General features: G+C 71.6%; 27 protein-coding genes. 7 read left to right on the top strand and 20 right to left on the bottom strand.

The window, feature by feature from the left end; genetic code table 11:
• Nucleotides 1-60: 60 nt before the first annotated feature.
• The gene (locus O7629_RS08960; RefSeq protein WP_278168598.1) at nt 61-324 is read right to left on the bottom strand and encodes a hypothetical protein; all 264 of its coding nucleotides are present in this window, start codon (nt 322-324) and stop codon (nt 61-63) included.
• A gap of 159 nt (nt 325-483) precedes the next feature.
• Between O7629_RS08960 and O7629_RS08955 the strand changes: the two genes are divergently transcribed.
• The gene (locus O7629_RS08955) at nt 484-666 is read left to right on the top strand and encodes a DUF397 domain-containing protein (RefSeq protein WP_278168597.1); all 183 of its coding nucleotides are present in this window, start codon (nt 484-486) and stop codon (nt 664-666) included.
• A gap of 137 nt (nt 667-803) precedes the next feature.
• On the opposite strand, the gene O7629_RS08950 is transcribed toward O7629_RS08955, so the two are convergent.
• The 9 genes from O7629_RS08950 to pgsA all read right to left on the bottom strand — a co-directional run bounded on the left by O7629_RS08950 (nt 804) and on the right by pgsA (nt 7,281).
• Nucleotides 804-1,199, bottom strand: coding sequence for a PIN domain-containing protein (locus tag O7629_RS08950; RefSeq protein ID WP_123601104.1), 396 nt, complete (start codon nt 1,197-1,199; stop codon nt 804-806).
• Nucleotides 1,196-1,408: a type II toxin-antitoxin system VapB family antitoxin gene (locus tag O7629_RS08945; RefSeq protein WP_278168596.1), complete on the bottom strand. Its 213-nt coding sequence runs from the start codon at nt 1,406-1,408 to the stop codon at nt 1,196-1,198. The genes O7629_RS08950 and O7629_RS08945 overlap by 4 nt, the downstream gene beginning before the upstream one ends.
• 62 nt (nt 1,409-1,470) lie before the next feature.
• On the bottom strand, nt 1,471-2,220 hold the full coding sequence (locus O7629_RS08940; protein ID WP_123601103.1) for a YebC/PmpR family DNA-binding transcriptional regulator: 750 nt from the start codon (nt 2,218-2,220) through the stop codon (nt 1,471-1,473).
• A 30-nt stretch (nt 2,221-2,250) separates the two neighbouring features.
• A complete protein-coding gene (gene pdxT, locus O7629_RS08935; protein ID WP_278174463.1) occupies nt 2,251-2,847 on the bottom strand; it encodes a pyridoxal 5'-phosphate synthase glutaminase subunit PdxT in 597 nt (198 codons plus the stop codon).
• Between the two features lie 32 nt (nt 2,848-2,879).
• A complete protein-coding gene (gene pdxS / locus O7629_RS08930) occupies nt 2,880-3,833 on the bottom strand; it encodes a pyridoxal 5'-phosphate synthase lyase subunit PdxS (RefSeq protein WP_278168594.1) in 954 nt (317 codons plus the stop codon).
• A gap of 156 nt (nt 3,834-3,989) precedes the next feature.
• A complete protein-coding gene (locus O7629_RS08925; RefSeq protein ID WP_278168593.1) occupies nt 3,990-4,496 on the bottom strand; it encodes a hypothetical protein in 507 nt (168 codons plus the stop codon).
• A 34-nt stretch (nt 4,497-4,530) separates the two neighbouring features.
• Nucleotides 4,531-5,691 carry a glycosyltransferase family 4 protein gene (locus O7629_RS08920; RefSeq protein WP_278168591.1) on the bottom strand — a complete coding sequence of 387 codons (1,161 nt, stop codon included), beginning with the start codon at nt 5,689-5,691 and terminating at the stop codon, nt 4,531-4,533.
• Nucleotides 5,692-5,704: 13 nt separating this feature from the next.
• A complete protein-coding gene (locus O7629_RS08915; RefSeq protein ID WP_278168590.1) occupies nt 5,705-6,637 on the bottom strand; it encodes a phosphatidylinositol mannoside acyltransferase in 933 nt (310 codons plus the stop codon).
• Complete coding sequence (pgsA, locus tag O7629_RS08910; RefSeq protein WP_278168589.1) at nt 6,634-7,281, bottom strand: phosphatidylinositol phosphate synthase; 648 nt, start codon at nt 7,279-7,281, stop codon at nt 6,634-6,636. Before pgsA ends, O7629_RS08915 begins: the two co-directional genes overlap by 4 nt.
• Before the next feature lie 313 nt (nt 7,282-7,594).
• Here pgsA and O7629_RS08905 point away from each other — a divergent pair, with 313 nt between their 5' ends.
• A complete protein-coding gene (locus tag O7629_RS08905) occupies nt 7,595-9,721 on the top strand; it encodes an elongation factor G-like protein EF-G2 (protein ID WP_278168588.1) in 2,127 nt (708 codons plus the stop codon).
• A 22-nt stretch (nt 9,722-9,743) separates the two neighbouring features.
• Here O7629_RS08905 and O7629_RS08900 read toward each other — a convergent pair whose 3' ends face one another.
• Complete coding sequence (locus tag O7629_RS08900; RefSeq protein WP_278174462.1) at nt 9,744-10,220, bottom strand: HIT domain-containing protein; 477 nt, start codon at nt 10,218-10,220, stop codon at nt 9,744-9,746.
• 114 nt (nt 10,221-10,334) lie between these two features.
• Entirely contained in the window at nt 10,335-12,392 is a 2,058-nt protein-coding gene (thrS, locus tag O7629_RS08895) for a threonine--tRNA ligase (protein WP_278168587.1), read from the bottom strand.
• 198 nt (nt 12,393-12,590) lie between these two features.
• Here thrS and O7629_RS08890 point away from each other — a divergent pair, with 198 nt between their 5' ends.
• The 4 genes from O7629_RS08890 (at nt 12,591) to O7629_RS08875 (ending at nt 16,432) form a co-directional block, all read left to right on the top strand.
• Nucleotides 12,591-13,733, top strand: coding sequence for a class I SAM-dependent methyltransferase (locus O7629_RS08890; RefSeq protein WP_278168586.1), 1,143 nt, complete (start codon nt 12,591-12,593; stop codon nt 13,731-13,733).
• Nucleotides 13,734-13,856: 123 nt separating this feature from the next.
• Nucleotides 13,857-14,546, top strand: a complete 690-nt coding sequence (locus O7629_RS08885; RefSeq protein WP_123601096.1) for a response regulator transcription factor — start codon at nt 13,857-13,859, stop codon at nt 14,544-14,546.
• 29 nt (nt 14,547-14,575) lie between these two features.
• Nucleotides 14,576-15,973: a HAMP domain-containing sensor histidine kinase gene (locus tag O7629_RS08880; protein ID WP_278168583.1), complete on the top strand. Its 1,398-nt coding sequence runs from the start codon at nt 14,576-14,578 to the stop codon at nt 15,971-15,973.
• Nucleotides 15,974-16,210: 237 nt separating this feature from the next.
• The gene (locus O7629_RS08875; RefSeq protein ID WP_278168582.1) at nt 16,211-16,432 is read left to right on the top strand and encodes a hypothetical protein; all 222 of its coding nucleotides are present in this window, start codon (nt 16,211-16,213) and stop codon (nt 16,430-16,432) included.
• A gap of 18 nt (nt 16,433-16,450) precedes the next feature.
• On the opposite strand, the gene O7629_RS08870 is transcribed toward O7629_RS08875, so the two are convergent.
• A complete protein-coding gene (locus O7629_RS08870; protein WP_278174461.1) occupies nt 16,451-17,464 on the bottom strand; it encodes an adenosine deaminase in 1,014 nt (337 codons plus the stop codon).
• A 144-nt stretch (nt 17,465-17,608) separates the two neighbouring features.
• On the opposite strand from O7629_RS08870, the gene O7629_RS08865 reads away from it, so the two are divergent.
• Nucleotides 17,609-18,592: an aldo/keto reductase gene (locus O7629_RS08865; RefSeq protein ID WP_278168581.1), complete on the top strand. Its 984-nt coding sequence runs from the start codon at nt 17,609-17,611 to the stop codon at nt 18,590-18,592.
• Between the two features lie 150 nt (nt 18,593-18,742).
• On the opposite strand, the gene O7629_RS08860 is transcribed toward O7629_RS08865, so the two are convergent.
• The 7 genes from O7629_RS08860 to O7629_RS08830 form a co-directional block, all read right to left on the bottom strand.
• Nucleotides 18,743-18,946 carry a cold-shock protein gene (locus O7629_RS08860; RefSeq protein ID WP_007075740.1) on the bottom strand — a complete coding sequence of 68 codons (204 nt, stop codon included), beginning with the start codon at nt 18,944-18,946 and terminating at the stop codon, nt 18,743-18,745.
• 290 nt (nt 18,947-19,236) lie between these two features.
• A complete protein-coding gene (locus O7629_RS08855; RefSeq protein WP_123601092.1) occupies nt 19,237-19,509 on the bottom strand; it encodes a DUF4235 domain-containing protein in 273 nt (90 codons plus the stop codon).
• Nucleotides 19,506-19,814 (bottom strand): DUF3618 domain-containing protein, encoded by a 309-nt coding sequence (locus O7629_RS08850; protein ID WP_278168580.1) that lies wholly within the window; start codon nt 19,812-19,814, stop codon nt 19,506-19,508. Before O7629_RS08850 ends, O7629_RS08855 begins: the two co-directional genes overlap by 4 nt.
• A complete protein-coding gene (locus O7629_RS08845; protein ID WP_278168579.1) occupies nt 19,811-20,233 on the bottom strand; it encodes a phage holin family protein in 423 nt (140 codons plus the stop codon). The genes O7629_RS08850 and O7629_RS08845 overlap by 4 nt, the downstream gene beginning before the upstream one ends.
• A gap of 50 nt (nt 20,234-20,283) precedes the next feature.
• Complete coding sequence (locus O7629_RS08840) at nt 20,284-21,537, bottom strand: mechanosensitive ion channel domain-containing protein (protein ID WP_278168578.1); 1,254 nt, start codon at nt 21,535-21,537, stop codon at nt 20,284-20,286.
• Nucleotides 21,538-21,622: 85 nt separating this feature from the next.
• Nucleotides 21,623-22,387 (bottom strand): DUF1206 domain-containing protein, encoded by a 765-nt coding sequence (locus tag O7629_RS08835; RefSeq protein ID WP_347403660.1) that lies wholly within the window; start codon nt 22,385-22,387, stop codon nt 21,623-21,625.
• 108 nt (nt 22,388-22,495) lie between these two features.
• Nucleotides 22,496-22,822: a hypothetical protein gene (locus tag O7629_RS08830; protein ID WP_278174460.1), complete on the bottom strand. Its 327-nt coding sequence runs from the start codon at nt 22,820-22,822 to the stop codon at nt 22,496-22,498.
• Nucleotides 22,823-22,918: the final 96 nt, after the last annotated feature.

The following is a 22,918-nucleotide window of genomic DNA, read 5'->3' as shown; positions in this document are numbered from 1 at the left end:
GTCATCCCCGGCCCACTCCAGACGGAGGCGTACGCACGCGCGATCATCGGCACCACCCGATCAGGTGCCGCAGCAGACGATGCGGTCGCAGCCCGGCTGGCTCGCAGGGAGATCATCACCCGCGACAACAACCCGCCCCGGGTCGTCGCCATCCTGGATGACGCGGTGCTTCGCCGGCCAGTCGGCGGCATGACAGTCATGCACGAACAGTTGACCACACTGGTCGATGCGATCGAGCGGCCCAACATCAGCGTATTCATCGTCCCGGCCCACGTCGGCGCGTACGCCGGATTGGACGGACCGGTGGAACTGGCGACGACCCACGGGCGGACTGTCGGAGTGAGATGCGCCCGGTGCTGGCGATGTGGTGGAGGACCCCGCCGGGGTGGACCTGCTGGAGCATCAGTGGGAAGCGATCCGGGAGTATGCTCTGCCGCAGGACCAGAGCCTCGACCTGATCATGAAAGCAGTGGATACATGGACGTGACCACTCCGAGCTGGCGCAAGTCGACCCGCAGCAACGGCAGCAGCAACTGCGTCGAGGTCGCCGACAACCTTCCCGGCCGCGTCCACGTCCGGGACACCAAAAACCGCGACGGTGGCACCCTGACCTTCCACCCGGCCGCCTGGTCACACTTCGTCGAACTGGCCAAGGCACCCAACTGAGCCCAGCGGAATCAGCGAGTGGAGGGCTGGGGTACGTAATTCTCGCGGAATTACGTACCCCAGCCCTCCACTCGCGGCCGTTCGACGGCTGCCGCAGGGGGGCACGACCTGCGGAGGTGCCACCCTAGGGCGGGCTGTCAGGCGACCCGCTCCTGAGCCAACTGCGGCACGAAGCGGGCCACAGTCTCGAAGTCAGCATCGTGGTGAAGCACCGTCAACTTCAGACGAATCGCGGTGGCGATCACAAGATGATCGGCCACCGACACCCCTTGATGGGCGCTGTGGCTGGCGAGTTCAGTCCGCACGGCCCGTACGATCTGCCAGGCGTCGTCCGGTATCGGGACCCAGGGGTAGAGGTCGCGTAGCCCGCGTTCGGCCTGTTCGTACGCCTTCGCATCCGCGATGGTAAGCACTTCCACGAGCACCGGATCGCAGACCGCGATCAGGCCACGCGCAGCCAGGTCGTTCCAGTGCGGGTCGACCTGGCGGCGCAGCATCCGAACCAGGGCACTCGTATCGACCAGATACTTCACTGGTCGAGTTCGTCAAGCTGATCGAAGTGAAAACCCCCGGAGTCAGCAATCTCCTGGAGGTCAGTTAGTGCCCGCCGCCGACGCTCGCGGCTGGACTCCACCGCCTGCCGGAGCGCCTCTGTCACCGTCTCCCGCTTCGTGCCTGTGCCCAGCGCGGCGGTGGCTTCCGCCAGCAGGTCCTCATCAAGATCCAGCAGAGTCTTGGCCATGAGATACACCTCCCGGCCGATAATATATCGCAGCTGAGTGCATATCCCAGGCGACGAGGAGGTCAGCCGACGGCGGCCATGATTTCGTCGGAGACGTCGAAGTTCGCGTAGACGTTCTGCACGTCGTCGCAGTCCTCCAGGACGTCGATCAGCTTGAAGATCCGCCGGGCACCGTCCTCGTCCAGCGGCACGTTCATGCTCGGCACCAGGGACGACTCGGCGGACTCGTAGTCGATGCCGGCGTCGACCAACGCGGTGCGCACCGCGACCAGGTCACCTGGCTCGCTGACCACCTCGAATGCCTCGCCGAGGTCGTTGACCTCCTCGGCACCGGCGTCGAGCACCGCGAGCATGACGTCGTCCTCGGAGTGCTCGCCCTTGGGGACGATCACCACGCCCTTGCGGGAGAACAGGTACGACACCGAGCCGGCGTCGGCCAGCGACCCGCCGTTACGGGTCAGCGCGGTACGCACCTCGGTCGCCGCCCGGTTGCGGTTGTCGGTCAGGCACTCGACGAGCAGGGCGACACCGTTCGGCCCGTACCCCTCGTACATGATCGTCTGCCAGTCGGCGCCGCCGGCCTCCAGGCCGGAGCCGCGCTTGACCGCGCGGTCGATGTTGTCGTTGGGTACGGAGCTCTTCTTCGCCTTCTGGATGGCGTCGTACAGGGTGGGGTTGCCGGCCGGGTCACCCCCGCCGGTCCGGGCGGCGACCTCGACGTTCTTGATCAGTTTGGCGAACATCTTGCCGCGTTTGGCGTCGATGACCGCCTTCTTGTGCTTGGTCGTCGCCCACTTGGAGTGGCCGGACATGTGCACCTCCGTCGCTTCCCACCTGCGGGGTCAGCCTGCCGCGACGGCCATCTCCACGAACAGTCGGTGCACCCGACGGTCGCCGGTCAGCTCTGGGTGGAAGGCCGTGGCGAGCAGATTGCCCTGCCGAACCGCGACAATCCTACCTGTGGCCGCTCCGGCGGCTACCCGGCCCAGCACCTCGACGTCCTCGCCGACCCGTTCGACCCATGGCGCGCGGATGAAAACCGCGTGGAACGGCGGGCCGTCGACACCGTCGATGGCCACCGGAGCCTCGAAGGAATCCACCTGCCGGCCGAACGCGTTGCGCCGCACCGCCATCGAGATGCCGGCGAAGGACCGCTGGTCAGGCCGGCCGTCGAGGATCTCGTCGGCCAGCATGATCATGCCGGCGCAGGACCCGTACACCGGCATCCCGGCGGCGATCCGCTTGCGGATCGGCTCCAGCAGGTCGAACTCGACCGCCAGTTTGCTGATCGTGGTCGACTCGCCGCCGGGCACCACCAGCGCGTCGACCTGCTCCAGCTCCTCGGGGCGACGGACCGGGCGGGCGGTGGCACCGCATTCGGTCAGCGCCCGCAGGTGCTCGCGGACGTCGCCCTGCAGCGCCAGTACGCCGACCCGCACCCGCGCGTCGGGAGCCGGCTGGGCCGCGCCGGTCACCAGCCGCGCTCGGCGAGACGGTGCGGCACCGGGATGTCGTCGACGTTGATGCCGACCATCGCCTCGCCGAGCCCACGGGAGACCTTGGCGAGCACGTCCGGGTCGTCGTGGAAGGTGGTGGCCTTGACGATCGCCGCCGCCCGCTGGGCCGGGTTGCCGGACTTGAAGATGCCGGAGCCGACGAAGACCCCCTCGGCGCCGAGCTGCATCATCATCGCCGCGTCCGCCGGGGTGGCGATACCGCCGGCGGTGAACAGCACCACCGGCAGCTTCCCGGTCTCGGCGACCTCCCGGACCAGGTCGTACGGGGCCTGCAGCTCCTTCGCCGCGACGTACAGCTCGTCGGGCGACAGGGAGGTCAGCCGGCGGATCTCGGCGCCGATGCGCCGCATGTGGGTGGTGGCGTTGGAGACGTCGCCGGTGCCGGCCTCGCCCTTGGAGCGGATCATCGCGGCGCCCTCGGTGATCCGGCGCAGCGCCTCACCGAGGTTGGTGGCACCGCAGACGAACGGCACGGTGAACGCCCACTTGTCGATGTGGTTGGCGAAGTCGGCCGGGGTGAGGACCTCGGACTCGTCGACGTAGTCCACGCCGAGCGCCTGCAGCACCTGGGCCTCGACGAAGTGCCCGATCCGGGCCTTGGCCATCACCGGGATGGAGACCGCCTCGATGATGCCGTCGATCATGTCTGGGTCGCTCATCCGGGACACGCCGCCCTGGGCGCGGATGTCGGCGGGCACCCGTTCGAGGGCCATCACCGCGACCGCCCCGGCGTCCTCGGCGATCTTGGCCTGCTCGGGTGTGACCACGTCCATGATCACGCCGCCCTTGAGCATCTCGGCCATGCCGCGCTTGACCCGGGCGGTGCCGGTGACGGAGGCGGTACCGGTGACGGAGGCGGGCGCGACGGCGCCCGGGGTGGCGGCCTGAGCAGCGGGGGTCTCGGACACGGCGGATCGGCTCCTCGGCGAAGTGCGCGACAGGGGTACGTCTGGGATGCTACGCCCGCCGGCAGGGTCCACCGACAGCCAATCGACAACCCGGTGGCCTGCCCTGTGGCCCAGATCACCGGCAAACAGCCCCAGGTCACCGGCGGGTAGGCGCGATCACCGGCGGGTCGGATCCACCACCCGGGTAAGGGTCGGATCGTCGATGTCGAAGTAGCGGGGTTCGTCGTGCCGGCGGCCGAAGCGCAGCAGCCGCACCAGCGGCCGCCGGCGGGCCAGCAACGCGTCGCGGACCAGATCGGTGTGCAGTTGACGGGCCAGCACCAGCCGGCGGCTGGCCACCACCACCGCCTCGGTCGCCGGATCCGGGCTGGTCAGCGCCGTCGCCCGCAACTGCCGGGTGAGGTCGTTCTCGGCGGCCTCACGTTCCTCCGGCGACGCGGCGTCCAACGCGATCCGGGCCGCCGCGTACAGCTCCACCGCGTACTGCTCCTCGGCGAGCACCGCAGCGGCCGCCGCCCGGCGCAGCAGGTGCGCGTCGAGCGCCCGGGCGGCCGCCGCCACCCGGACATGCAGCCGGTCCACCCGGGCCGCGGTCCAGGTGAGGTACGCCGACAGCAGGACGACCGCGACGCTCACACCGACCACCCACCGCATTCCCGGCATCGTAGTGCCGCCGGCGTAGGCCCCGTGGACCCGATCATGGTGGCTCCGCCCACTCCTGGTAGAGCACCCGCCCGTCGGTGGCTTCGATCGCGGCGGCGTACACCTCCAGCACCTGGCGGGCCACCGCGGGCCAGTCGAAGGTCGCCACCACCTGCCGGGCGTGGCCGGCGAGCGCTTCCCGGCGCGGCGTGTCGTCCAGCAGCCGGGCGACGGCCCGGCGCAGCGCCACCGGGTCACCGGTGGGAAACAGTTCCCCGGCCCGGCCGTCGTCGAGCACCCGGCGGAACGCGTCCAGGTCACTGGCGACCACCGCCGCGCCGGCGGCCATCGCCTCGGTGAGGATCATGCCGAACGACTCACCGCCGATGTTCGGCGCGACGTAGAGGTGCACGCTGCGCAGCATCCGGGCCTTGTCCGGCTCCGACACCAGCCCGAGGAAGGTCACCCGGTCGCGCAGCCCGGCCGGGACGGCGGCGTACAGGTCGTCGGGCCGGCCCGGACCGGCCACCAGCAGCCGCAGCCCGGGGCGGTCCGGGGCCAGCGCGACGAACGCCTCACGGAGCAGACCGAAGCCCTTGCGCGGCTCGGTGAACCGGCCGAGGAAGCCGAGCGTGCCGCCGGTGCCCGGACCGCAGTCGCCAGGCCAGCCGGGCAGCGGCTCGGCGCTGGCGTACTTCGCCACCGCCACCCCGTTGGGGATCTCCACCGCGCCGCCGTCGAGGTGTTCGACCTGCACCCTGCGGGCCAGCGCCGACACCGCGATCCGGGCGGTGATCTTCTCCAGCACCAGCTGCAGCATGCCCTGCGCGGCGGCCAGCGCCCGGGACCTGGTCATCGCGGTGTGGAAGGTGGCCACCACCGGACCCCTGGCGCAGAGCACCGCGAGCAGGCTGACGCTGAGCGCGAACGGCTCGTGCACGTGCAGCACGTCGAACTGGCCACGGTTGAGCCAGCGCCGGACCCGGGCGGTGACCACCGGGCCGAAACTCACCCGGGCCACCGAGCCGTTGTACGGCACCGGCACCGAGCGGCCGGCGGCCACCACGTACGGCGGCAGCGCGGCGTCCTCGTCCGCCGGTGCCAGCACGCTCACCTCGTGGCCGAGATCGATCAGCGCCTCAGCGAGGTCGACGACGTGGTTCTGCACCCCTCCGGGGACGTCGAAGGAGTACGGGCACACGATGCCGATCCGCACGGTGGCCCCCCGCTCATCCCGGCCCGGTGGCCGCGCTGCCCGACCGGTCCCGGTCGGGGTCGGGCCGCTCGTCCAGCCACAGCCGCTGCATCATGTGCCAGTCCTGCGGGTGGCGGGCGATACCGGCCGCCAGCCGGTCGGCGATCTGCTGGGTCAGCAGGCGGACCCGCACGTCCAGCGGGCCGACCGACGGGTCGGGCAGCGGCACCGGCCCGTCCAACGCGCCGTGTGCGCGGTCCGGCTCGAACCACATGGTGGTGACGTAGAGCGGGGCACCGGTACGCAGCGCGAGCAGCGCCGGGCCGGCCGGCATCCGGGTCCGGCCGCCGAAGAAGCTGACCTCGACACCCCGGGCGGACAGGTCACGGTCGGCCAGCAGCGGCACGACGTGGCCGGCGTCGAGCCGGTCGAGCAGGACGTCGAACGGCGGCCGGGGACCGCCGGTGGCCGGGATGATCTCCATGCCGAGTCGTTGCCGGACGGCGACGAACCGGTTGTAGACGCCTTCCGGTCGCAGCCGTTCGGCGACCGTGGTCAGCGGCCAGTCGTTGGCCGCCACCCAGGCACCCGCCGCGTCCCAGTTGCCGGCGTGCGGCAGTGCCACCACCGAGCCCCGGCCGGCGGCCACGTTGGCGGCGAGCATCTCCCCACCGGCCAGGTGGAAACCGGCGAGCCGCTGCTGCCGGCTGAGTGACGGCAGCCGGAACATCTCCATCCAGTACCGGGCGTACGAACGCACCGCGTCCCGGGTGAGCTGGTCGAACTCGGCCGCCGGCAGATCCGGGCCGACCACGCGGCGCAGGTTGGCGGCGAGCCGGCGCACCGACGCCGCGCCGCGCCGGTGCGCCCGGTCGGCGCCGACGCGGAACAGGGCGGCGGCGGCCGGCCGCGGCAGCGTCCGGATCAGCCGCCAGGCCGCCGCGTAGCCGAGCTCGACCGGGGTCACGCGTCCACGCCCTGCGCCGCCTCCCGGGAGCCCGCTGCGGCGGCGGTCTGCTGGTGGACGTGGGCGATCCGCTGCCAGATCGTCACCAGCGACAGCGCGGCGAGCAACCAGAGCGCGGCCGGCAGCCCCCAGCCGACACCGAGGCCGCTGAGCAGACCGCCGACGCCGACCAGGATCAGCCGCTCGGCCCGTTCGGCGACGCCGACGTTGCAGGTCATCCCGAGCCCTTCGGCGCGCGCCTTCACGTAGGACACGATGCCGCCGGCGACCAGGCAGATCAGCGCCGCGACCGCACCCGCCCGGTTGCCGCTGACCGCGAGCCAGTACGCCACCGAGCCGAAGATCGCCCCATCGGCGATCCGGTCCATGCTCGAGTCGAGGAATGCGCCGAAGGTGCTCGATCCGCCGCGTAGCCGGGCCATCGTGCCGTCCAGCACGTCGGTCAGGGCGGACAGCGTGACGATCACCAGACCGGTGATCAGGTGGCCACGGGCGCCGAAGCCGATCGCCCCGACGAGCACACCGACGGTGCCGGCGACCGTGACCGCATTCGGCGATATCCCTGCGCCGAGCAGTCCGCGGGCTACCGGCTCGATCACCCGGGTCATGCCCGCGCGGACGGACACTCTGAAGATCTTCGCCATGGCGGTCCCACGATAACGGTCGACGGAAAGGGTCGGCACGGTGGCCACGAACGTGAACCGGTGGCGGTCACCTCGCGCGCCGGACTTGTGTACGGCGCGTCGCGGGTGTGGGATCGACACGTGAACGTGAGCGAGCTCACCCGGGCACGGTTCACGTTACCGAGCAGGTCCCGCCCGTCTGAAGATGTCGCCGCGGAATCACCCCGCGGTCATCCTCTGCGGTCCCGGCCGGCCGTTCCGGTCAGGACCGGAGCACGGCCTGGTCCGCAGCGCGGTCACCCCACCCAGTCAGGCAGCCAGGAGGTGCGCAGTCATGGCGCAGAAGAACCACGACAGGGGGCCCGCCGGGTCCGTTGCGGTGGTCACCGATCCCGACCGGATCCGCAACGTGGTGCTGGTCGGGCACTCCGGTGCCGGCAAGACCACGTTGATCGAGGCGCTGCTGGCCGCCACCGGGACGATCAGCCGGGCGGGGCAGGTCTCGGACGGCACGACGGTCTGCGACCACGACCCGGCCGCGATACGCCAGCAACGCTCGGTCGCGTTGACCTGCGCGCCGCTGTTCCACCGCGACGTCAAGGTCAACCTGTTGGACACCCCGGGGTACGCGGACTTCGTCGGCGAGCTGCGGGCCGGGCTACGCGCCGCCGATGCCGCGCTGTTCGTGGTCTGCGCGGCGGACGGGATGGACGCGGCCACCGCCGCGCTGTGGGAGGAGTGCGCGGCGGTCGGCATGCCCCGGGCGGTGGCGCTCACCCGGCTCGACCATCCGCGCGCCGACGTCGACGAGACCGTCGCGTTGTGTCAGCGGGTCTTCGGCGACAACGTGCTGCCGCTGCACCTGCCGATGCTCGCCGACGACGGGGTGGGCATCGCCGGGCTGCTGGACCTGCTCGCCCGGCAGGTGCTGGACTACTCGACCGGCCATCCCCCGCAGGTGCGGGAGCCGGACCCGGAGCACCTGCCGGCGATCACCGAGGCACGCGACGAACTGATCGAGGGGATCATCGCCGAGAGCGAGGACGAGACCCTGCTCGACCGGTACCTCGCCGGCGAGCAGCTCGACCCGAAAATGCTGGTCGACGACCTGGAGACGGCGGTGGCCCGGGGCCACTTCCATCCGGTGCTGCCGGTCTGCGCCCACACCGGGGTCGGGCTCGACGCGCTGCTGTGGCTGTTGACCGCCGCGTTCCCGGCACCGCCCGAGCACACCCTGCCTGCGGTGACCGGGCTGGACGGCACGCCCCGGCCGCCGCTGGGCTGCGACCCGGCCGGTCCGCTGGTCGCCGAGGTGGTCCGGACCACCGTCGACCGGCACGTCGGCCGGGTGTCGCTGGTCCGGGTCTTCTCCGGCACGCTGCGCACCGACCGTACCGTGCACGTGGCCGGGCATGGCCTCAGCCAGCGGGGCCACCCCGACCACGACGCCGATGAACGGGCGGCGCACATCTACAGCCCACTGGGTGCCCAGCTGCGGGAGGTCGAGTTCTGCGTCGCTGGGGACATCTGCGCGTTGACCAAGTCGGGCAGCGCGGAGACCGGTGACACCATCTCGGCGGCCACGGATCCGCTGCTGGTCGAGCCGTGGGAGATGCCCGAACCACTGCTGCCGGTGGCGGTCGTCGCCCGTACCCGGTCGGATGAGGACGCGATGGCCCGCAACCTGGGCCGGCTGGTCGCCGGTGATCCGACGCTGCGGCTGGAACGCAACGCCGAGACCCGCCAACTGGTGCTGTGGTGCATGGGCGAGGCGCACGCCGACGTGTTGTTGGACCGGCTGCGCTCCGGCGGCGTCGAGGTGGACGTCGAGCCGGTCCGGGTGCCGCTGCGGGAGACGTTCACCGCGCCGGCCCGGGGGCACGGACGGCATGTGAAGCAGTCCGGCGGGCACGGACAGTACGCGGTGTGCGACATCGAGGTGGAGCCGCTTCCGGAGGGCAGCGGCTTCGAGTTCGTCGACCGGGTGGTCGGCGGGGCGGTGCCGCACAACTACATCCCGTCGGTGGAGAAGGGCGTACGGGCCCAGATGGACCGGGGCGTGGTCAGCGGACATCCGGTGGTCGACCTGCGGGTGACCCTGGTGGACGGCAAGGCACATCCGGTCGACTCGTCGGACGCGGCGTTCCAGACCGCCGGGGCGCTGGCCCTGCGGGACGCGGCCACCACCGGCCGGCCGACGCTGCTGGAACCGGTCGATGCGATCATGGTGCGGGTGCCGAACGGTGCGGTCGGGTCGGTGCTCGGCGACCTGGCCGGCCGACGCGCCCGGGTGCTCGGCACCACCAGCGACGACGACTCCGGCGACCGGACGGTGATCCGCGCCGAGGTGCCGGCGACCGAGCTGCTGCGGTACGCGGTGGAGCTGCGCTCGATCACCGGAGGTGCCGGCACGTTCCGCCGGGCGTTCGCCCGCTACGAGCCGGCACCGACCAGCCGGTGACGGCCGGGCCGGGCGTGGCCGGTCAGTTGGCCGGCCACGCCCCGCTGAACAGGTCGCGGGTGTCGGCGAGCAGCTGCGGCAGCACCTTGGTACGGCCGATCACCGGCATGAAGTTGGCGTCTCCGCCCCACCGGGGCACCACGTGCTGGTGCAGGTGGGCGGCGATGCCGGCACCGGCGACCCCACCCTGGTTCATCCCGATGTTGAAGCCGTGCGCGCTGCTCACGGCGCGGATCACCCGCATCGCGGTCTGGGTGAACTCGGCCAGCTCGGCGGTCTCGGCCCGGTCCAGCTCCGGGTAGTCCGCGACGTGCCGGTACGGGCAGATCAGCAGGTGACCGGGGTTGTACGGGTAGAGGTTGAGCACGGCGAAGACCCGCTCGCCCCGGGCCACCACCAGACTCTGCTCGGCCGGTCGGCCGGGGGCCAGGCAGAACGGGCAGCCGGTCGGCGAGTCGTAGCCGCCGTCGGGCCGGTCCGCGCCGGAGATGTACGCCATCCGGTGCGGAGTCCAGAGTCGTTCCAGGCCATCCGGGCCCGGTTGTCCGGTCGTGCCAGTCACCCCATGATCGTACGGGCTCGGCCGACCGGACTCACCCGACGGCAGGCCGGCTCACTGCCCGTCGGACCCCGGCTGCCCGTCGGACCCCGGCTGACTGTCGGGTACGGTCGCAGTCGGGTTGACGTTGGTCCGGGACCGCACCACGTCGACGACGTGCGCCACCGCCTCAGCCAACGGCACTCCGTTACGCTGTGAACCGTCACGGTAGCGGAAGGAGACGGTCCCGGCCGACACGTCGGCGTCGCCGGCGATCGCCATGAACGGCACCTTCTGCTGCTGGGCGGTGCGGATCTTCTTCTGCATCCGGTCGTCGGAGAAGTCCACCTCGGCCCGGATGCCCTCGGCCCGCAGCATGGCAACGAACTCGGCCAGGTAGTCGCCGTGGTCGGTACGGATCGGGATGCCGATCACCTGCACCGGCGCCAGCCAGGCCGGAAACGCGCCGGCGTAGTGCTCGGTGAGGATGCCGAAGAACCGCTCGATCGAGCCGAACAACGCCCGGTGAATCATCATCGGCTGCTGCCGGGTGCCGTCGGCGGCCTGGTACTCCAGGCCGAACCGCTTCGGCTGGTTGAAGTCCAGCTGGATGGTGGACATCTGCCAGGTCCGGCCGATCGCGTCACGGGCCTGCACCGAGATCTTCGGGCCGTAGAAGGCCGCGCCGCCCGGGTCGGGCACCAGCTCCAGACCCGAGTCGATGGCCGCCTGCCGCAGGGTCTCGGTGGCGTCGGCCCACTCGGCCGGGTCGCCGATGAACTTGTCCGAGTCGTCGCGGGTGGACAGCTCCAGGTAGAAGTCGTCGAGTCCGTAGTCGCGCAGCAGGTCGAGCACGAAGGCGAGCAGCGAGCGCAGCTCGCCGGGCATCTGCTCCCGGGTGCAGTAGATGTGCGAGTCGTCCATGGTCAACCCGCGCACCCGGGTCAGCCCGTGCACCACGCCGGACTTCTCGTACCGGTAGACGGTGCCGAACTCGAACAGCCGCAGCGGCAACTCCCGGTACGACCGCCCCCGCGACCGGAAGATCAGGTTGTGCATCGGGCAGTTCATCGCCTTGAGGTAGTACTGCGCGCCTTCCATCTCCGCCGGCGGGAACATGGTGTCGGAGTAGTACGGCAGGTGCCCCGAGGTCTCGAACAGCTGGGACTTGCTGATGTGCGGGGAGTAGACGAACTCGTACCCGGCCTGCTCGTGCCGGCGGCGCGAGTAGTCCTCCAGCTCCCGACGGATGATGCCGCCCTTGGGGTGGAACACCGCCAGCCCGGAGCCGATCTCGTCCGGGAAGCTGAACAGGTCGAGGTCCGCGCCGAGCTTGCGGTGGTCACGGCGGGCGGCCTCGTCGAGCAGTTTCAGGTACGCCTTGAGCGCGTCGCGGGTCGGCCAGGCGGTGCCGTAGATCCGCTGCAGCTGCGGGTTGCGCTCGGATCCCCGCCAGTACGCCGCCGCGCTGCGCATCAGCTTGACCGCGCCGATCAGCCGGGTGGACGGCAGGTGCGGGCCCCGGCACAGGTCCGACCAGCAGGTCTTACCGGAGCTCGGGTCGAGGTTGTCGTAGATGGTCAGCTCGCCGCCGCCGACCTCCATCACCTCGCTGGCGTCGAAGTCGGCGGTGCCCTTGACGTCGACCAGCTCGAGTTTGTACGGCTCGTCGGCGAGTTCCGCCCGGGCGGCGTCGAGGTCGGCGAACCGCCGCCGCCGGAACCGCTGCCCGGACTTGATGATCTCCTGCATCCGCTTTTCCAGCTTGTCCAGGTCCTCGGGCTGGAACGGCTGGGCGACGTCGAAGTCGTAGTAGAAGCCGTTGGTGATCGGCGGGCCGATACCCAGCTTGGCCTCCGGGAACAGATCCTGCACCGCCTGGGCCAGCACGTGCGCGGTGGAGTGGCGCAGCACCGCGAGCCCGTCCGGGGAGTCCAGGGCCACCGGCTCGACACCGGTGTCGGCGTCCGGCGACCAGTCCAGGTCGCGCAGGGTGCCGTCGGGGTCGCGGACCACGACGATCGCCTTCGGGCCGTTCACCGGCAGACCGGCGGCGGCGATCGCGTCCGCGGCCGTGGTCCCGGCCGGGACCACGACGGGTTCGGCCTGGGGACTGGCTGCGCTTGCGGACACGACGGACTCCTCACGGTCGATGAATCGGTACGTACGGTGGCTCGGTGGATCGGTGGTCCGGCACGGGCCGGCGACGGTGCTCCGGTAGCCGGGGCGGGCCCGGCCGGCCATGATGCTATCGCCCCCCGTCGGCGTGACCGGGTGTCGGTCCTGTTGCAACGCCTGACGTCAACCCGGTTCCGGCGTTAGATTGACGCCGTGGCTGCCACCGACATGGTCGGCGCTCTGCGGCGCCGATACGACTCATTCTTCGCCAGCCGGCGGCCGGTGCCGTTCGCCGTACTGGACGTCGCCGGGATAGAGCACCGCTTCGGCCCGGGCGATCCGCAGTTCACCATCGCCGTACGCCACCCCCGTGGCGCCCGAGCGCTGGCCGCGTTGGACCAGTTCGCGGTCGCCGTGGCGTACCTGCAGGGCTGGCTGGACGTCGAGGGTGACCTGTCCGCCGCGCTGCGGATGCGGGCGTTCTTCACCGATCTGCATCCGGTGGCCCGGTTCTCCGGCGTCTTCACCGGGCTGCTGCGCGGCCGGCGGGAGGACGACCGGCGGGCGATCTCCCACCACTACGACTCGGAGTCGGAGTTCTTCCTGACCTTCCTCGACACCCGGCACCGCTGCTACACGGAGGGGGTGTTCGCCGCCGACGACGAGCCGCTCGAGGACGCGATGACCCGCAAGATGGACCTGGCACTGGAGGCGATCGGGGTCAAGCCGGGTGACCGGGTGCTGGAGGTCGGCGGTGGCTGGGGTGCGTTCGCCGAACACGCGGCCAGGCACGGCATCGAGGTGACCACCACGACCCTGTCCAAGGAGTCGGAACGCTACCTCGTCGACCTGTTCGAGCGGGAACAACTCGACGTACGGGTGGTGCGGCAGCACATCTTCGGCTTCACCGACGAGCGTCGCTACGACGCGATCGTCAACATGGGGGTGACCGAGCACCTGCCGGACTACCGCCGCAGCCTGCGCAAGTACGCGGAGCTGCTCAGGCCCGGCGGGCGGGTCTACCTCGACGCGCTGGCGATGCGGCGCAAGCACGTCGCGTCGGCGTTCATGAAGCGCTACATCTATCCGGGCCGGTCGGCGCCGCTGCTGCTGCACCAGTACCTGCGGCACGTCGCCCGCTCCCCGTTCGAGCTGTGCAGCATCGCCGACGACCGGCACAACTACTACCTGACCTGCCGGGAATGGGCCCGGCGGCTGGACCTCGCCCGGGACGAGGTGGTGCAGCGCTGGGGGGAGCCGATGTACCGGCGGTTCCGGATCTTCCTGTGGGGGTCGGCGGCCGGCTTCGACACCGGGCTGGTGCAGGCGTACCGCTGGGTGTTGCGGCTGCCCTGAGTCATCGTCGGCAGCGGCGACTCAGCGATCGGCGTCGACCGGACCGCGGCGTACGTCGGACTGCGCCACCGTGCGCGGTGGCCGCGGTCACCACCGACTTGCCAGGGGCAGTACGGTCGTGAGGTGGCTACGGTGCTCCTGGTCGAAGACGACCACGTTGTGCGCGGCGCCATGTTGCGCTCGCTGGCCGACCGCGGGCACGCGGTCCATGCGGTCGGCACCGCCCTGGACGCGTTACGCCGGGTCGCCGCGGAAACCCCCGACCTGGTGGTTCTCGACCTGGGTCTGCCGGACCTGGACGGGTCGGACGCGTTGCGGATGCTGCGCGGCATCACCGACGTGCCGATCATCATCGCCACCGCCCGCGACGACGAGCAGGCGATCGTCCGGCTGCTGCGGGCCGGTGCCGACGACTACATGGTCAAGCCGTTCACCGGTGCGCATCTGGACGCCCGGATCACCACGGTGCTGCGCCGGGCCGGCCGGGCGAGCCGGTCGGTGCCGCCCGCCGTGCACCAGGTGGGTGGGCTGCGGGTCGACGTCGGCGAACGCAGCGCCACGCTGGACGGCGAGGCCCTGGCGCTGACCCGCAAGGAGTTCGACCTGCTGGCCTATCTGGCCGCCCGCCCAGGTCGGGTAGTGTCCCGCCGGGAGCTGTTGGAGGAGGTATGGCGGCAGCCGTCGGTCGGCGAGGACCAGACCATCGACGTGCATCTTTACTGGCTTCGCCGCAAAATGGGCGAATCCGCAGCGAAGCCGCGCTACCTGCGCACCGTGCGGGGGGTCGGCTTCCGGCTGGTGGTACCGGACTGAGGTTGGCGCTGGCCTACCTCGGGGCCGGCATGGCATCGATCATCGCGTTGGTCTTCCTGATCCCGCTCGGCCTGCAGCTGCAGCGGGAGACCCGCGAGCAGGCACTGGCCGACGCGGCCCGGCGTGCCGCGGTGGTGCGCGGCGCGTTGGCGGTCAGCAACGACCCGGAGGGGGTCCGCCGGGCCGTGGCCGGTCTCGGCGAGAGCGCCGACCGGCAGCCGGTGGTGCACGGGCTCGAACTGGCCGGCACCGTACGGGCGACCAGCCAGCAGGTCACCGAGGCCGCCGCCGGCACCGGGCCGACGGTGGTGGCGACCGACGGCGGGGTGCTGCACCTGGAGCCGGTCACGGTCGGTGACGCGGTCACCGTCGTCGAGGTCTTCGTCGCCGACGGCGAGCTCAACCGGGGTGCGGCCGGCACCTGGCTGCTGCTGGGCGGCATCGCCGCGGGTCTGGTCGTCTGCTCGGTCATCGTCGTGGACCGGATCGCCGCGCGCGCCGTCGCCGCGGCGAAAGGGCTGGTCGACGCGGCGATGGCGGTCGGTGACGGAGATCTGGCGGTACGCATCCAGCCGGACGGGCCACGCGAGCTGGCCGAGGCCGGGTACGCCTTCAACCGGATGGCGGACCGGCTGGTCACCTCCCGTACCGACGAACGTGAACTCGTCGCCGACCTGTCCCACCGGCTACGCACCCCGCTGACCGTACTGCGGCTGGACGCCGACGCGCTCGACTCCGACGACACCAGCGTCGGCTCGTTCAGTGAGGCCGAGCTGGACCGGCGACGGACGATCCGCCGGATCCGTCAGGCGATCGTCACCCTGGAGGGCGAGGTCGACGTTCTGATCAACACGACCCGCAAGACGGTCACCCAGGAGGTCGGCCAGGGCAGCTGCGACGTCGCCGAGGTGGTTCGCGACCGGATGGTCTTCTGGTCGGCGTTGGCCGGCGACCAGAACCGGCCGTACAACGTGATCGGCGCGCAGCTGCGGACCCCGGTGCCGGTGCCCCGGGCCGAGCTGGCGGCCGCGCTCGACGCGGTGCTCGGCAACGTGTTCCGGTACACGCCGCAGGGCACCGCGTTCGAGGTGGCGGTGTCCCGCCGGGACGGGTACGTGGCGATCCGGGTCGACGACGCCGGGCCGGGCATCGCCAACCCGGACCGGGCGCTGCGGCGCGGGGCCAGCGACCAGGGCTCCACCGGACTCGGCCTGGACATCGCCCGCCGGGTGGCGTTGCAGGCGAACGGGTCGGTCAGCCTGGACCGGGCGCGGCTCGGTGGGGCGAGCGTGGTGATGCTGCTCGCCGACGCCGAGGCCGCCCCGCCCCGCCCGGTGAGCCGGTTCGGGCTGGTCGGCCGGCTGGCCCGGGAACGCGACCGGGAGCGGGAGCGGGGCCGCACCCGTCGCCGGCCTACGCCGCGCTGACCGGCAGATCACGGCCGGGTCTTCGCCGGCACAAGTATTCCTTAGGTCTGGGTTAACGTCGTTCCGCGCGCCCCGCGCCGGATGGCAGCATCTGCTCCGAACCCATCGGCGTTCCTGGACGACTCACCCGCAGTACCGTCCCGAATCCCCAGTCCAGGGACGCTTGCGCGCGGCGGGGCCCGGTCCCCCAACACCGATGTCCCGCCGCGCGCCCACCCTGGACAGAGGCAGGTCGACGTGTCACCGTCAGCCGCTGCGCCACCGCCGGCCGCTGAGCCACCGTCGGGTACGTACGCCGTCGGGTCACCGCCAGCTGGGTCACCCACCGTCGACGAGGACGGAGCCACGCCGATCACCGCGCGGCAGGTGCTGCGCTGGGTGGCGGTGATCGCCGCGCTGGTGGTCGCGGTCCTCGCCTGCTGGCAGGACCCGGGCTACGCGACCTGCGCCAGTAGATAGCCCGGCGCAGGCGGCGGCTCAGCCGGCCGACGCCAGGTAGCCGTCGATCTCGTCCCGCAGCCGCCGCTGCTCGGTGGCGGGCAGGAACGAGGCGGTCACCGCGTCGCGGGCCAGGCCGGCGAGTTGCTGCGGGCCGGCCTGCAGCAGGGACGCGGCCACCGCGTACTCCTGGTTGAGGCTGGTGCCGAACATCGGTGGGTCGTCGGAGTTGATCGTCACCAGCAGGCCGGCGGCGACCATGTCGGCGAGCGGGTGCGCGGACAGTTGCGGCACCGCACCGGTGCGCAGGTTGGACGTCGGGCACACCTCCAGCGGAATCCGCCGCTCCGCCAGGAACGCCATCAGCTCCGGGTCCCGCACGCTGGACGTGCCGTGGCCGATCCGTTCGGCGCCCAGCTCGCGCAGCGCGTCCCAGACCGTCTCCGGCCCGGTGGTCTCGCCAGCGTGCGGCACCGAATGCAGCCCGGCCGCCCGGGCCTGGTCGAAGTACGGCTTGAACTGGGGCCGGGGGACGCCGATCTCCGGCCCACCCAGACCGAAACTGATCAGACCGTCCGGGGCCTCGTCGAGGCAGATCCGCAGCGTCTCCTCGGCCGCCGGCAGCCCTGCCTCCCCCGGTATGTCGAAACACCAGCGCAGCTCGATGCCGAAGTCGGCGCGGGCCCGTCGCCGGGCGTCCTCGATCGCCGCGCAGAACGCGGGCGCGGGAATGCCGCGCCGTACGTGCGAGTACGGCGTCACCGTCAGCTCGGCGTACCGGACCTGCTGGGCGGCCAACTCGCGGGCCACCTCGTGGGTGAGCACCCAGACATCCTCGTCGTCGCGGACCAGATCGACCACGCTCAGGTAGATCTCGACGAAATGGGCGAAGTCGCGGAACACGAAGTAGTCGGCCAACGCGGCCTCGTCGGCGGGGACCGGGGACCGCCCCTCGTGCCGCTGGGCCAGCTCGGCGACGATCCGCGGCGACGCCGACCCGACATGGTGCACGTGCAACTCGACTTTCGGCAGCCCGGCGATGAAGTCCGACAGTACGGGCGGAGCCTCCGACAGCGTGGGCGGAGACGACGGTTGCTGGCTCACCGTGGCGTTCGACCTCCTCGGGGAAACGGACATCCCCGGCGGGGGCCCGGCTGCGCCGAGCGTACCGTTCGGGCGGTCGTCTAGGCTCGCCCGGTGGACAAGCGTACGTTTCCGCGGCTCGGCCGCACGGTAGGGGCAATCGGTCTGGGTGCCTGGCAGCTCGGCGCCGACTGGGGGACGGTCACCGAGGACGAGGCGGCGGCGACGCTCACCGCCGCCGTCGAGGCCGGCACCACCTTCCTGGACACCGCCGACGTGTACGGCGACGGGCGCAGCGAACGGATCATCGGCCGGTTCTTGCGGGAGTCGGCCGGCGACGATCTGTTCGTCGCCACCAAGATGGGACGTCGGGTAGCGCAGCACCCGTCCGCGTACGTGCTGGACAACTTCCGGGCCTGGACCGACCGGTCCCGGGCGAACCTCGGGGTGGACCGCCTCGACCTGGTCCAGCTGCACTGCCCGCCGACCGAGGTGCTGCGCACCGACGCGGTCTACGACGCGCTGGACACCCTCGTCGCCGAGCAGCGGATCGCCGCGTACGGCGTGAGCGTGGAGACGGTCGACGAGGCACTGGCCGCGATCGCCCGGCCGGGCGTGGCCAGCGTGCAGATCATCCTCAACGCGTTGCGGCTCAAGCCCCTGGAGCGGGTGCTGCCGGCCGCTGCCGCCGCCGGGGTCGGGATCATCGCCCGGGTACCGCTGGCCAGTGGCCTGCTCTCCGGCCGGTACGACGAGAACACCAGCTTCGCCGCCGACGACCACCGCACCTTCAACCGGGACGGCTCGGCCTTCGACGTCGGTGAGACGTTCTCCGGGGTCGATTTCCACACCGGGTTGGCCGCCGTGCGTCGGCTCGCCCCGCTGGTACCGCCGCAGGCCACCATGGCCCAGTTCGCGTTGCGCTGGATCCTGGACCAGCCCGGGGTGACGGTGGCGATCCCCGGTGCCCGCAACCCGGCCCAGGCGAAAGGGAACGCGGCGGCCGCGGAGCTCACCCCGCTGGACGACGCCACCCAGCGGGCGGTGCGGGAGGTCTACGACGACCTGGTCCGGCCGCAGGTGCACCACCGGTGGTGACCCGCCGCCCGGCGCTGCGCACGGGCAGGGGCAGGGGCCCAGTCGCGCACGAGCGAGGGCCCCGTTGTTCCGGCCGGAACAACGGGGCCCTCGTCACGACCTTCGCGGGTCGGTGCCAGCCCGACCGCCGGACGGCACCGGCGACCGAGGTCAGATCGGGCGGACCTGCTCGGCCTGCGGACCCTTCTGGCCCTGGGCGATCTCGAACTCGACCCGCTGGTTCTCCTCCAGCGTGCGGTAGCCGCTGGTCTGGATGGCCGAGAAGTGGACGAACACGTCAGCACCCCCGCCGTCGACGGTGATGAAGCCGAAGCCCTTGTCTGCGTTGAACCACTTCACGGTTCCCTGCGCCATGTGTATCTCCTTCTGAAACTGGCGGCCAAGCACGCCGTGCGGCCGGTTGGCCGTTTTCGAGCAGCGGCGCCTGAGGTGGCCCCCGGTGAAGGAGGACTTCTCTCAACCCACGCTGTCTCGCAACAGCGTGGACAGCAAACCACGTACGCAAAAACTTCGCACAGCCTACCTGACGAACGTCTCCGACATGTGACCTGAGACGCCGTTCACGCCCTCGTGGCGTGCCCGAATCTGGTCGTCGCCCGGGCCCGGTCCGGCCGGGTCGTCGCGCCTCTGACCAGCGGTGGCGCTCACGACGGCCAACGGCCGGTGAGCCGGCGCACCCCGGTCGCGCCGCCGCGGTCCACAGCGGCCCGGACAACTGAGAAGATCGCCCCCTGCAGTGCGGCCGCGGCCAGCACCTCGCCCCAACCACGCTCCTCGTCGATGGCGTTGGGCGCCTCGTCGTCGCCGGCGGCAAGCTTCCACACCTGCCGGAATATCGCCCCGGCCAGGGCACCCGCCGCCAGGCCGAGCACCAGGCCGACCGGTCGGTAGGCCAACTTGTTGACCGGTTTGCTCACCCGCGCCTCCCTCTCCTCGTCAACCACACCAATACCACCGTCACCACCGTGCCGGCCACCACCAGTGCCGGGACCGCGACGGTACGCCGGTCGGGCCGGCGCGCCGTGGCCGCCGCCTGACGGGCCGAATCCCGCAGCCGCAGCCGGGCCCGGTCGGCCCCCAGCCGCAGCCGGCTCTTCACGTCGGTCTTCGCAGCCAGCGCCTGCACCGTCTGGCCCAGTTCGGCCCGGGTCTGCCGGATCTCGGCCCGGAGCAGGTCGAGATCGCCGGTGCCGTTGCCGGACCTGCCGTTGTGCGATGTCACGACTGCCGCCCCCGCTTCATCGCCGCGCCGAGAACTGTCACGTCCGCCCGTACGCTGTCCGCCGCCGCCGTCGGCACCGGCGGCGCCGCCTGACGGACCTGTCGTCGCCCGGCGAGCGCCAGCACGCCCGCGACCAGGAACAGCAGCACCGCGACGGCCAGGGCGGCCAGCCACGGCGGCCAGGCCTGGGCGAGCAGCAGCACGCCGGCGGCGATCAGCACACCGAGGCCGTAGAGCGCGACGACCCCGCCACCGCCGAAAAGCCCGATACCAAGTCCGGCGTGCTTGCCCTTCTCGGTCAGTTCGGCACGGGCGAGTGCGAGTTCGTCGCGCACCAGTCGCGATATCTGCTCACCGGCCTGCTGCACGAGTTCCGCGGTGGACCGCTCGGCCGGCGGCCGGTGCAAAGTGTCGGCCATGGTGCCTCCTTTCCCGCTGTTCGCCGCTCTATGCCCGGCCCGGACCTCGGTCAATCCTGCTGGCGGCGATCAGCAACGACGGGTTCCTCGGGTCCGACGAAGACCGACGCGCGGGCGTCGCCCTCGGCGTCACCGCCGAACAGCCGGGCGTCGTCGGGTACCTCGTGCCCGCCGGCAGCGGTGGTCATGACCGGCGCGACCGGGTGACGGCCGTTGCGCTGCCCGCCGGTGGCCGACCGGCGCCGCACGTCCAGCCAGTCCAGCAGACTGTCCCCGTCGCCGACCTCGGCCCGCCACCGGGGCAGTGCGGTCGGTCGGTGTTCGCGGACCCACCTGACCAGGTGTTCGCGGACCTGGCACCGCAGATCCCACAGACTCGGCGAGTCAGCGGCGCTGACCAGTGCCCGCAGCCGGACCGTGCCGCCGGTCGCCTCGGTCACCTGCAACACGCAGACCCGGCCGTCCCACAGCTCGGTTCCCTCCACCAGCCGGCGCAGTTCCTCGCGCATGGCCTGGACGGGGACCGACCAGTCCAGGTCGAACTCGGCGGTGCCGAGCACCGCGGCCCTGGTCCGGGTCCAGTTCTGGAACGGCGTGGTGGTGAAGTACGAGGTGGGCAGGATCAGTCGCCGGTCGTCCCAGATGTGCACCACCACGTAGCTGAGCGTCAACTCCTCGATCCGGCCCCACTCGCCCTCGACCACCACGACGTCGTCGATGCGTACCGCGTCGCTGAAGGCCAACTGCAGGCCGGCGATGACGTTGCTCAGCAGGCTCTGCGCGGCCAGCGCGCCGACCACACCGATCACCCCGGCGGAGGCGAGCAGGCTCGCGCCGACACCGCGTACCGCCGGGAAGGTCATCAGCATCACCCCGACGGTGAGGATGACGATCACCGCGATGGTGACCCGGCGCAGCATCACCACCTGGGTGTGCAACCGGCGGGCGTGCCGGTTGTCCGGCACGTCGGTGCGGAACCGGGCCAGCGTGGTGTCCTCCATGGCCAGCAGCAGCGCCCCGACCAGCCAGGCGCACGCCGCGATCATCGCGAGGACCAGCAAGTGCAAGGTGGTACGCCGCCACGGCTCACCGACCCCGTAGCCGGTCGAGAACCGGACCGCGAGCTGGATGGCCGTCACCGTGGCGGCCACCAGCGTCGCCCGGTGCGCGTGGGTCGAGACCTCGGCGAGCAGTACGGAACGTCGGCCGAGACGCCGGACGACCCGGTGGCCGATCGCCACCACGGTCACCGCGAGTAGCGCCGCCGCGACCGTGACGAGCACCGTCCAGACAACCGGATGCACGAAAGGATCCTCCTTCACATCGCCATCAACAGTGACAAAACGTCAATGATGCCGCGTGAAGGCGGGTCCTGCCATGGGCGGTATGTCACACCTTTCGGTAGCGGGACTGGGCGAAGCAGTAGACACCGAAGGCCGCGAAGCCGGCCGCCACCAGTGCCAACAGGACAGACCCGAACGCCTGCTCGCGCAGGGTGTGCAGGGCTGCGTCCAGGCCCCGGGCCTGCTCCGGGTCGAACTGGACGGCAGCGGTCACCACCAGTGCCCCGGCGGTGCCGTATGCGATGCCCTTGGCGACGTAGCCGGCCGTACCCAGCCGACAGACCACCGTCCGCACCCGGGCACTCATCGCCCCGGTCCGCAGCTGTTCGGCGAACCGCCGGGTGACGCCGTTGACGACCATCCCGACACCGATGCCGACCACCACCACGCCGACGAACCCGACCAGCCACCGACCGCCGGGAGCGGACATCACCCGTTCGCTCAGCGCCTGCTGCTGGTCGGCGGTGTCGGCGTTGGCGTCACGGAACACCTGGACGGCGGTCCAGGCGAAGGACAGGTAGACCACGGTCCGACCGACCGACAGGACCCGCTCGAACGTCCGCTTGTTACCCCGCTCGGTACGGTGCCCCACGGCGGCCTCGATGCCCTGCCACACCGCCATCGCGGCCAACCCGACCGCGACGGCGATCAGCAGCACCCCGCCGAGCGGCTGCGCGGCGAGGGTACGCAACGCGCCGGACTGGTCCCCGTCAGCGGCCGGGCGGCCGAAGGCGATCTGCAACGCCAGCCAGGCCACCAGCAGGTGGACCAGGCCGTACCCGAGGAAACCGGCTCTGGCGAGCAGCTCCAACGATCGACTGTTACCAACCTGATGAGCGGTGCGCTGCGCATCCCTGGTGTTCGGCATGGCGCTCCATATGACCGGTCAGCGCCACCGCCAAACGTGCCCGACCGGTGGTCAGCCCAGCTGCCGGGCGACCCGGATCGCCACCTCCGAGTCGGTCACCCGCTCGAGGCTCACGTCGAATCCGCCGACCTCGGTGGCCTGCTCGCCGACGGTCAGGGTGACCTGCTCGCCGGCCACCTCGACAGTGACCCGGTCGCCCTCGGCCCCGATCAACCGGGCTTCGACGCCGAGAAAGCTGGCGCTGGCCTCGACTCCCCGGGAGAAAGTCACCGTGCAGGCGTCCAGCCCACAGTCGGTGCTGGCACCCTCGGAGCTGCAACCGGCGAGCAGCGCCGCGCCGAACAGCAACCCGGCGGCCAGACCGGCGACGCGGGAGATGGCGCCGGCCCGCCGGCCGGATCTGGTGGATCGGGAGGCGCGGGAAGCCGATGACAGCAGGGGTGCGATGGTCACCGGACAAGCGTACTTGGCGCT

This window comes from Solwaraspora sp. WMMD792 (genome assembly GCF_029626105.1).
GTDB lineage: Bacteria > Actinomycetota > Actinomycetes > Mycobacteriales > Micromonosporaceae > Micromonospora_E.
Note: the sequence above shows the minus strand (reverse complement) of the source record. Positions and strands in the feature narration are given on the sequence as shown.

Excerpts from the sequence above, each read along its gene's own strand:
- O7629_RS08900 (WP_278174462.1), bottom strand. The coding sequence starts at position 10,220 with ATGGCGTACATCTCCGGCGCGGACCGGCCCGACGGCGGCTACGACTCG.
- O7629_RS08925 (WP_278168593.1), bottom strand. The coding sequence starts at position 4,496 with ATGCCGGGAATGCGGTGGGTGGTCGGTGTGAGCGTCGCGGTCGTCCTG.
- O7629_RS08905 (WP_278168588.1), top strand. The coding sequence starts at position 7,595 with ATGGCGCAGAAGAACCACGACAGGGGGCCCGCCGGGTCCGTTGCGGTG.
- O7629_RS08880 (WP_278168583.1), top strand. The coding sequence starts at position 14,576 with ATGGCATCGATCATCGCGTTGGTCTTCCTGATCCCGCTCGGCCTGCAG.
- pgsA (WP_278168589.1), bottom strand. The coding sequence starts at position 7,281 with ATGGCGAAGATCTTCAGAGTGTCCGTCCGCGCGGGCATGACCCGGGTG.
- O7629_RS08945 (WP_278168596.1), bottom strand. The coding sequence starts at position 1,408 with ATGGCCAAGACTCTGCTGGATCTTGATGAGGACCTGCTGGCGGAAGCC.
- O7629_RS08940 (WP_123601103.1), bottom strand. The coding sequence starts at position 2,220 with ATGTCCGGCCACTCCAAGTGGGCGACGACCAAGCACAAGAAGGCGGTC.
- O7629_RS08860 (WP_007075740.1), bottom strand. The coding sequence starts at position 18,946 with ATGGCGCAGGGAACCGTGAAGTGGTTCAACGCAGACAAGGGCTTCGGC.
- O7629_RS08845 (WP_278168579.1), bottom strand. The coding sequence starts at position 20,233 with ATGGCCGACACTTTGCACCGGCCGCCGGCCGAGCGGTCCACCGCGGAA.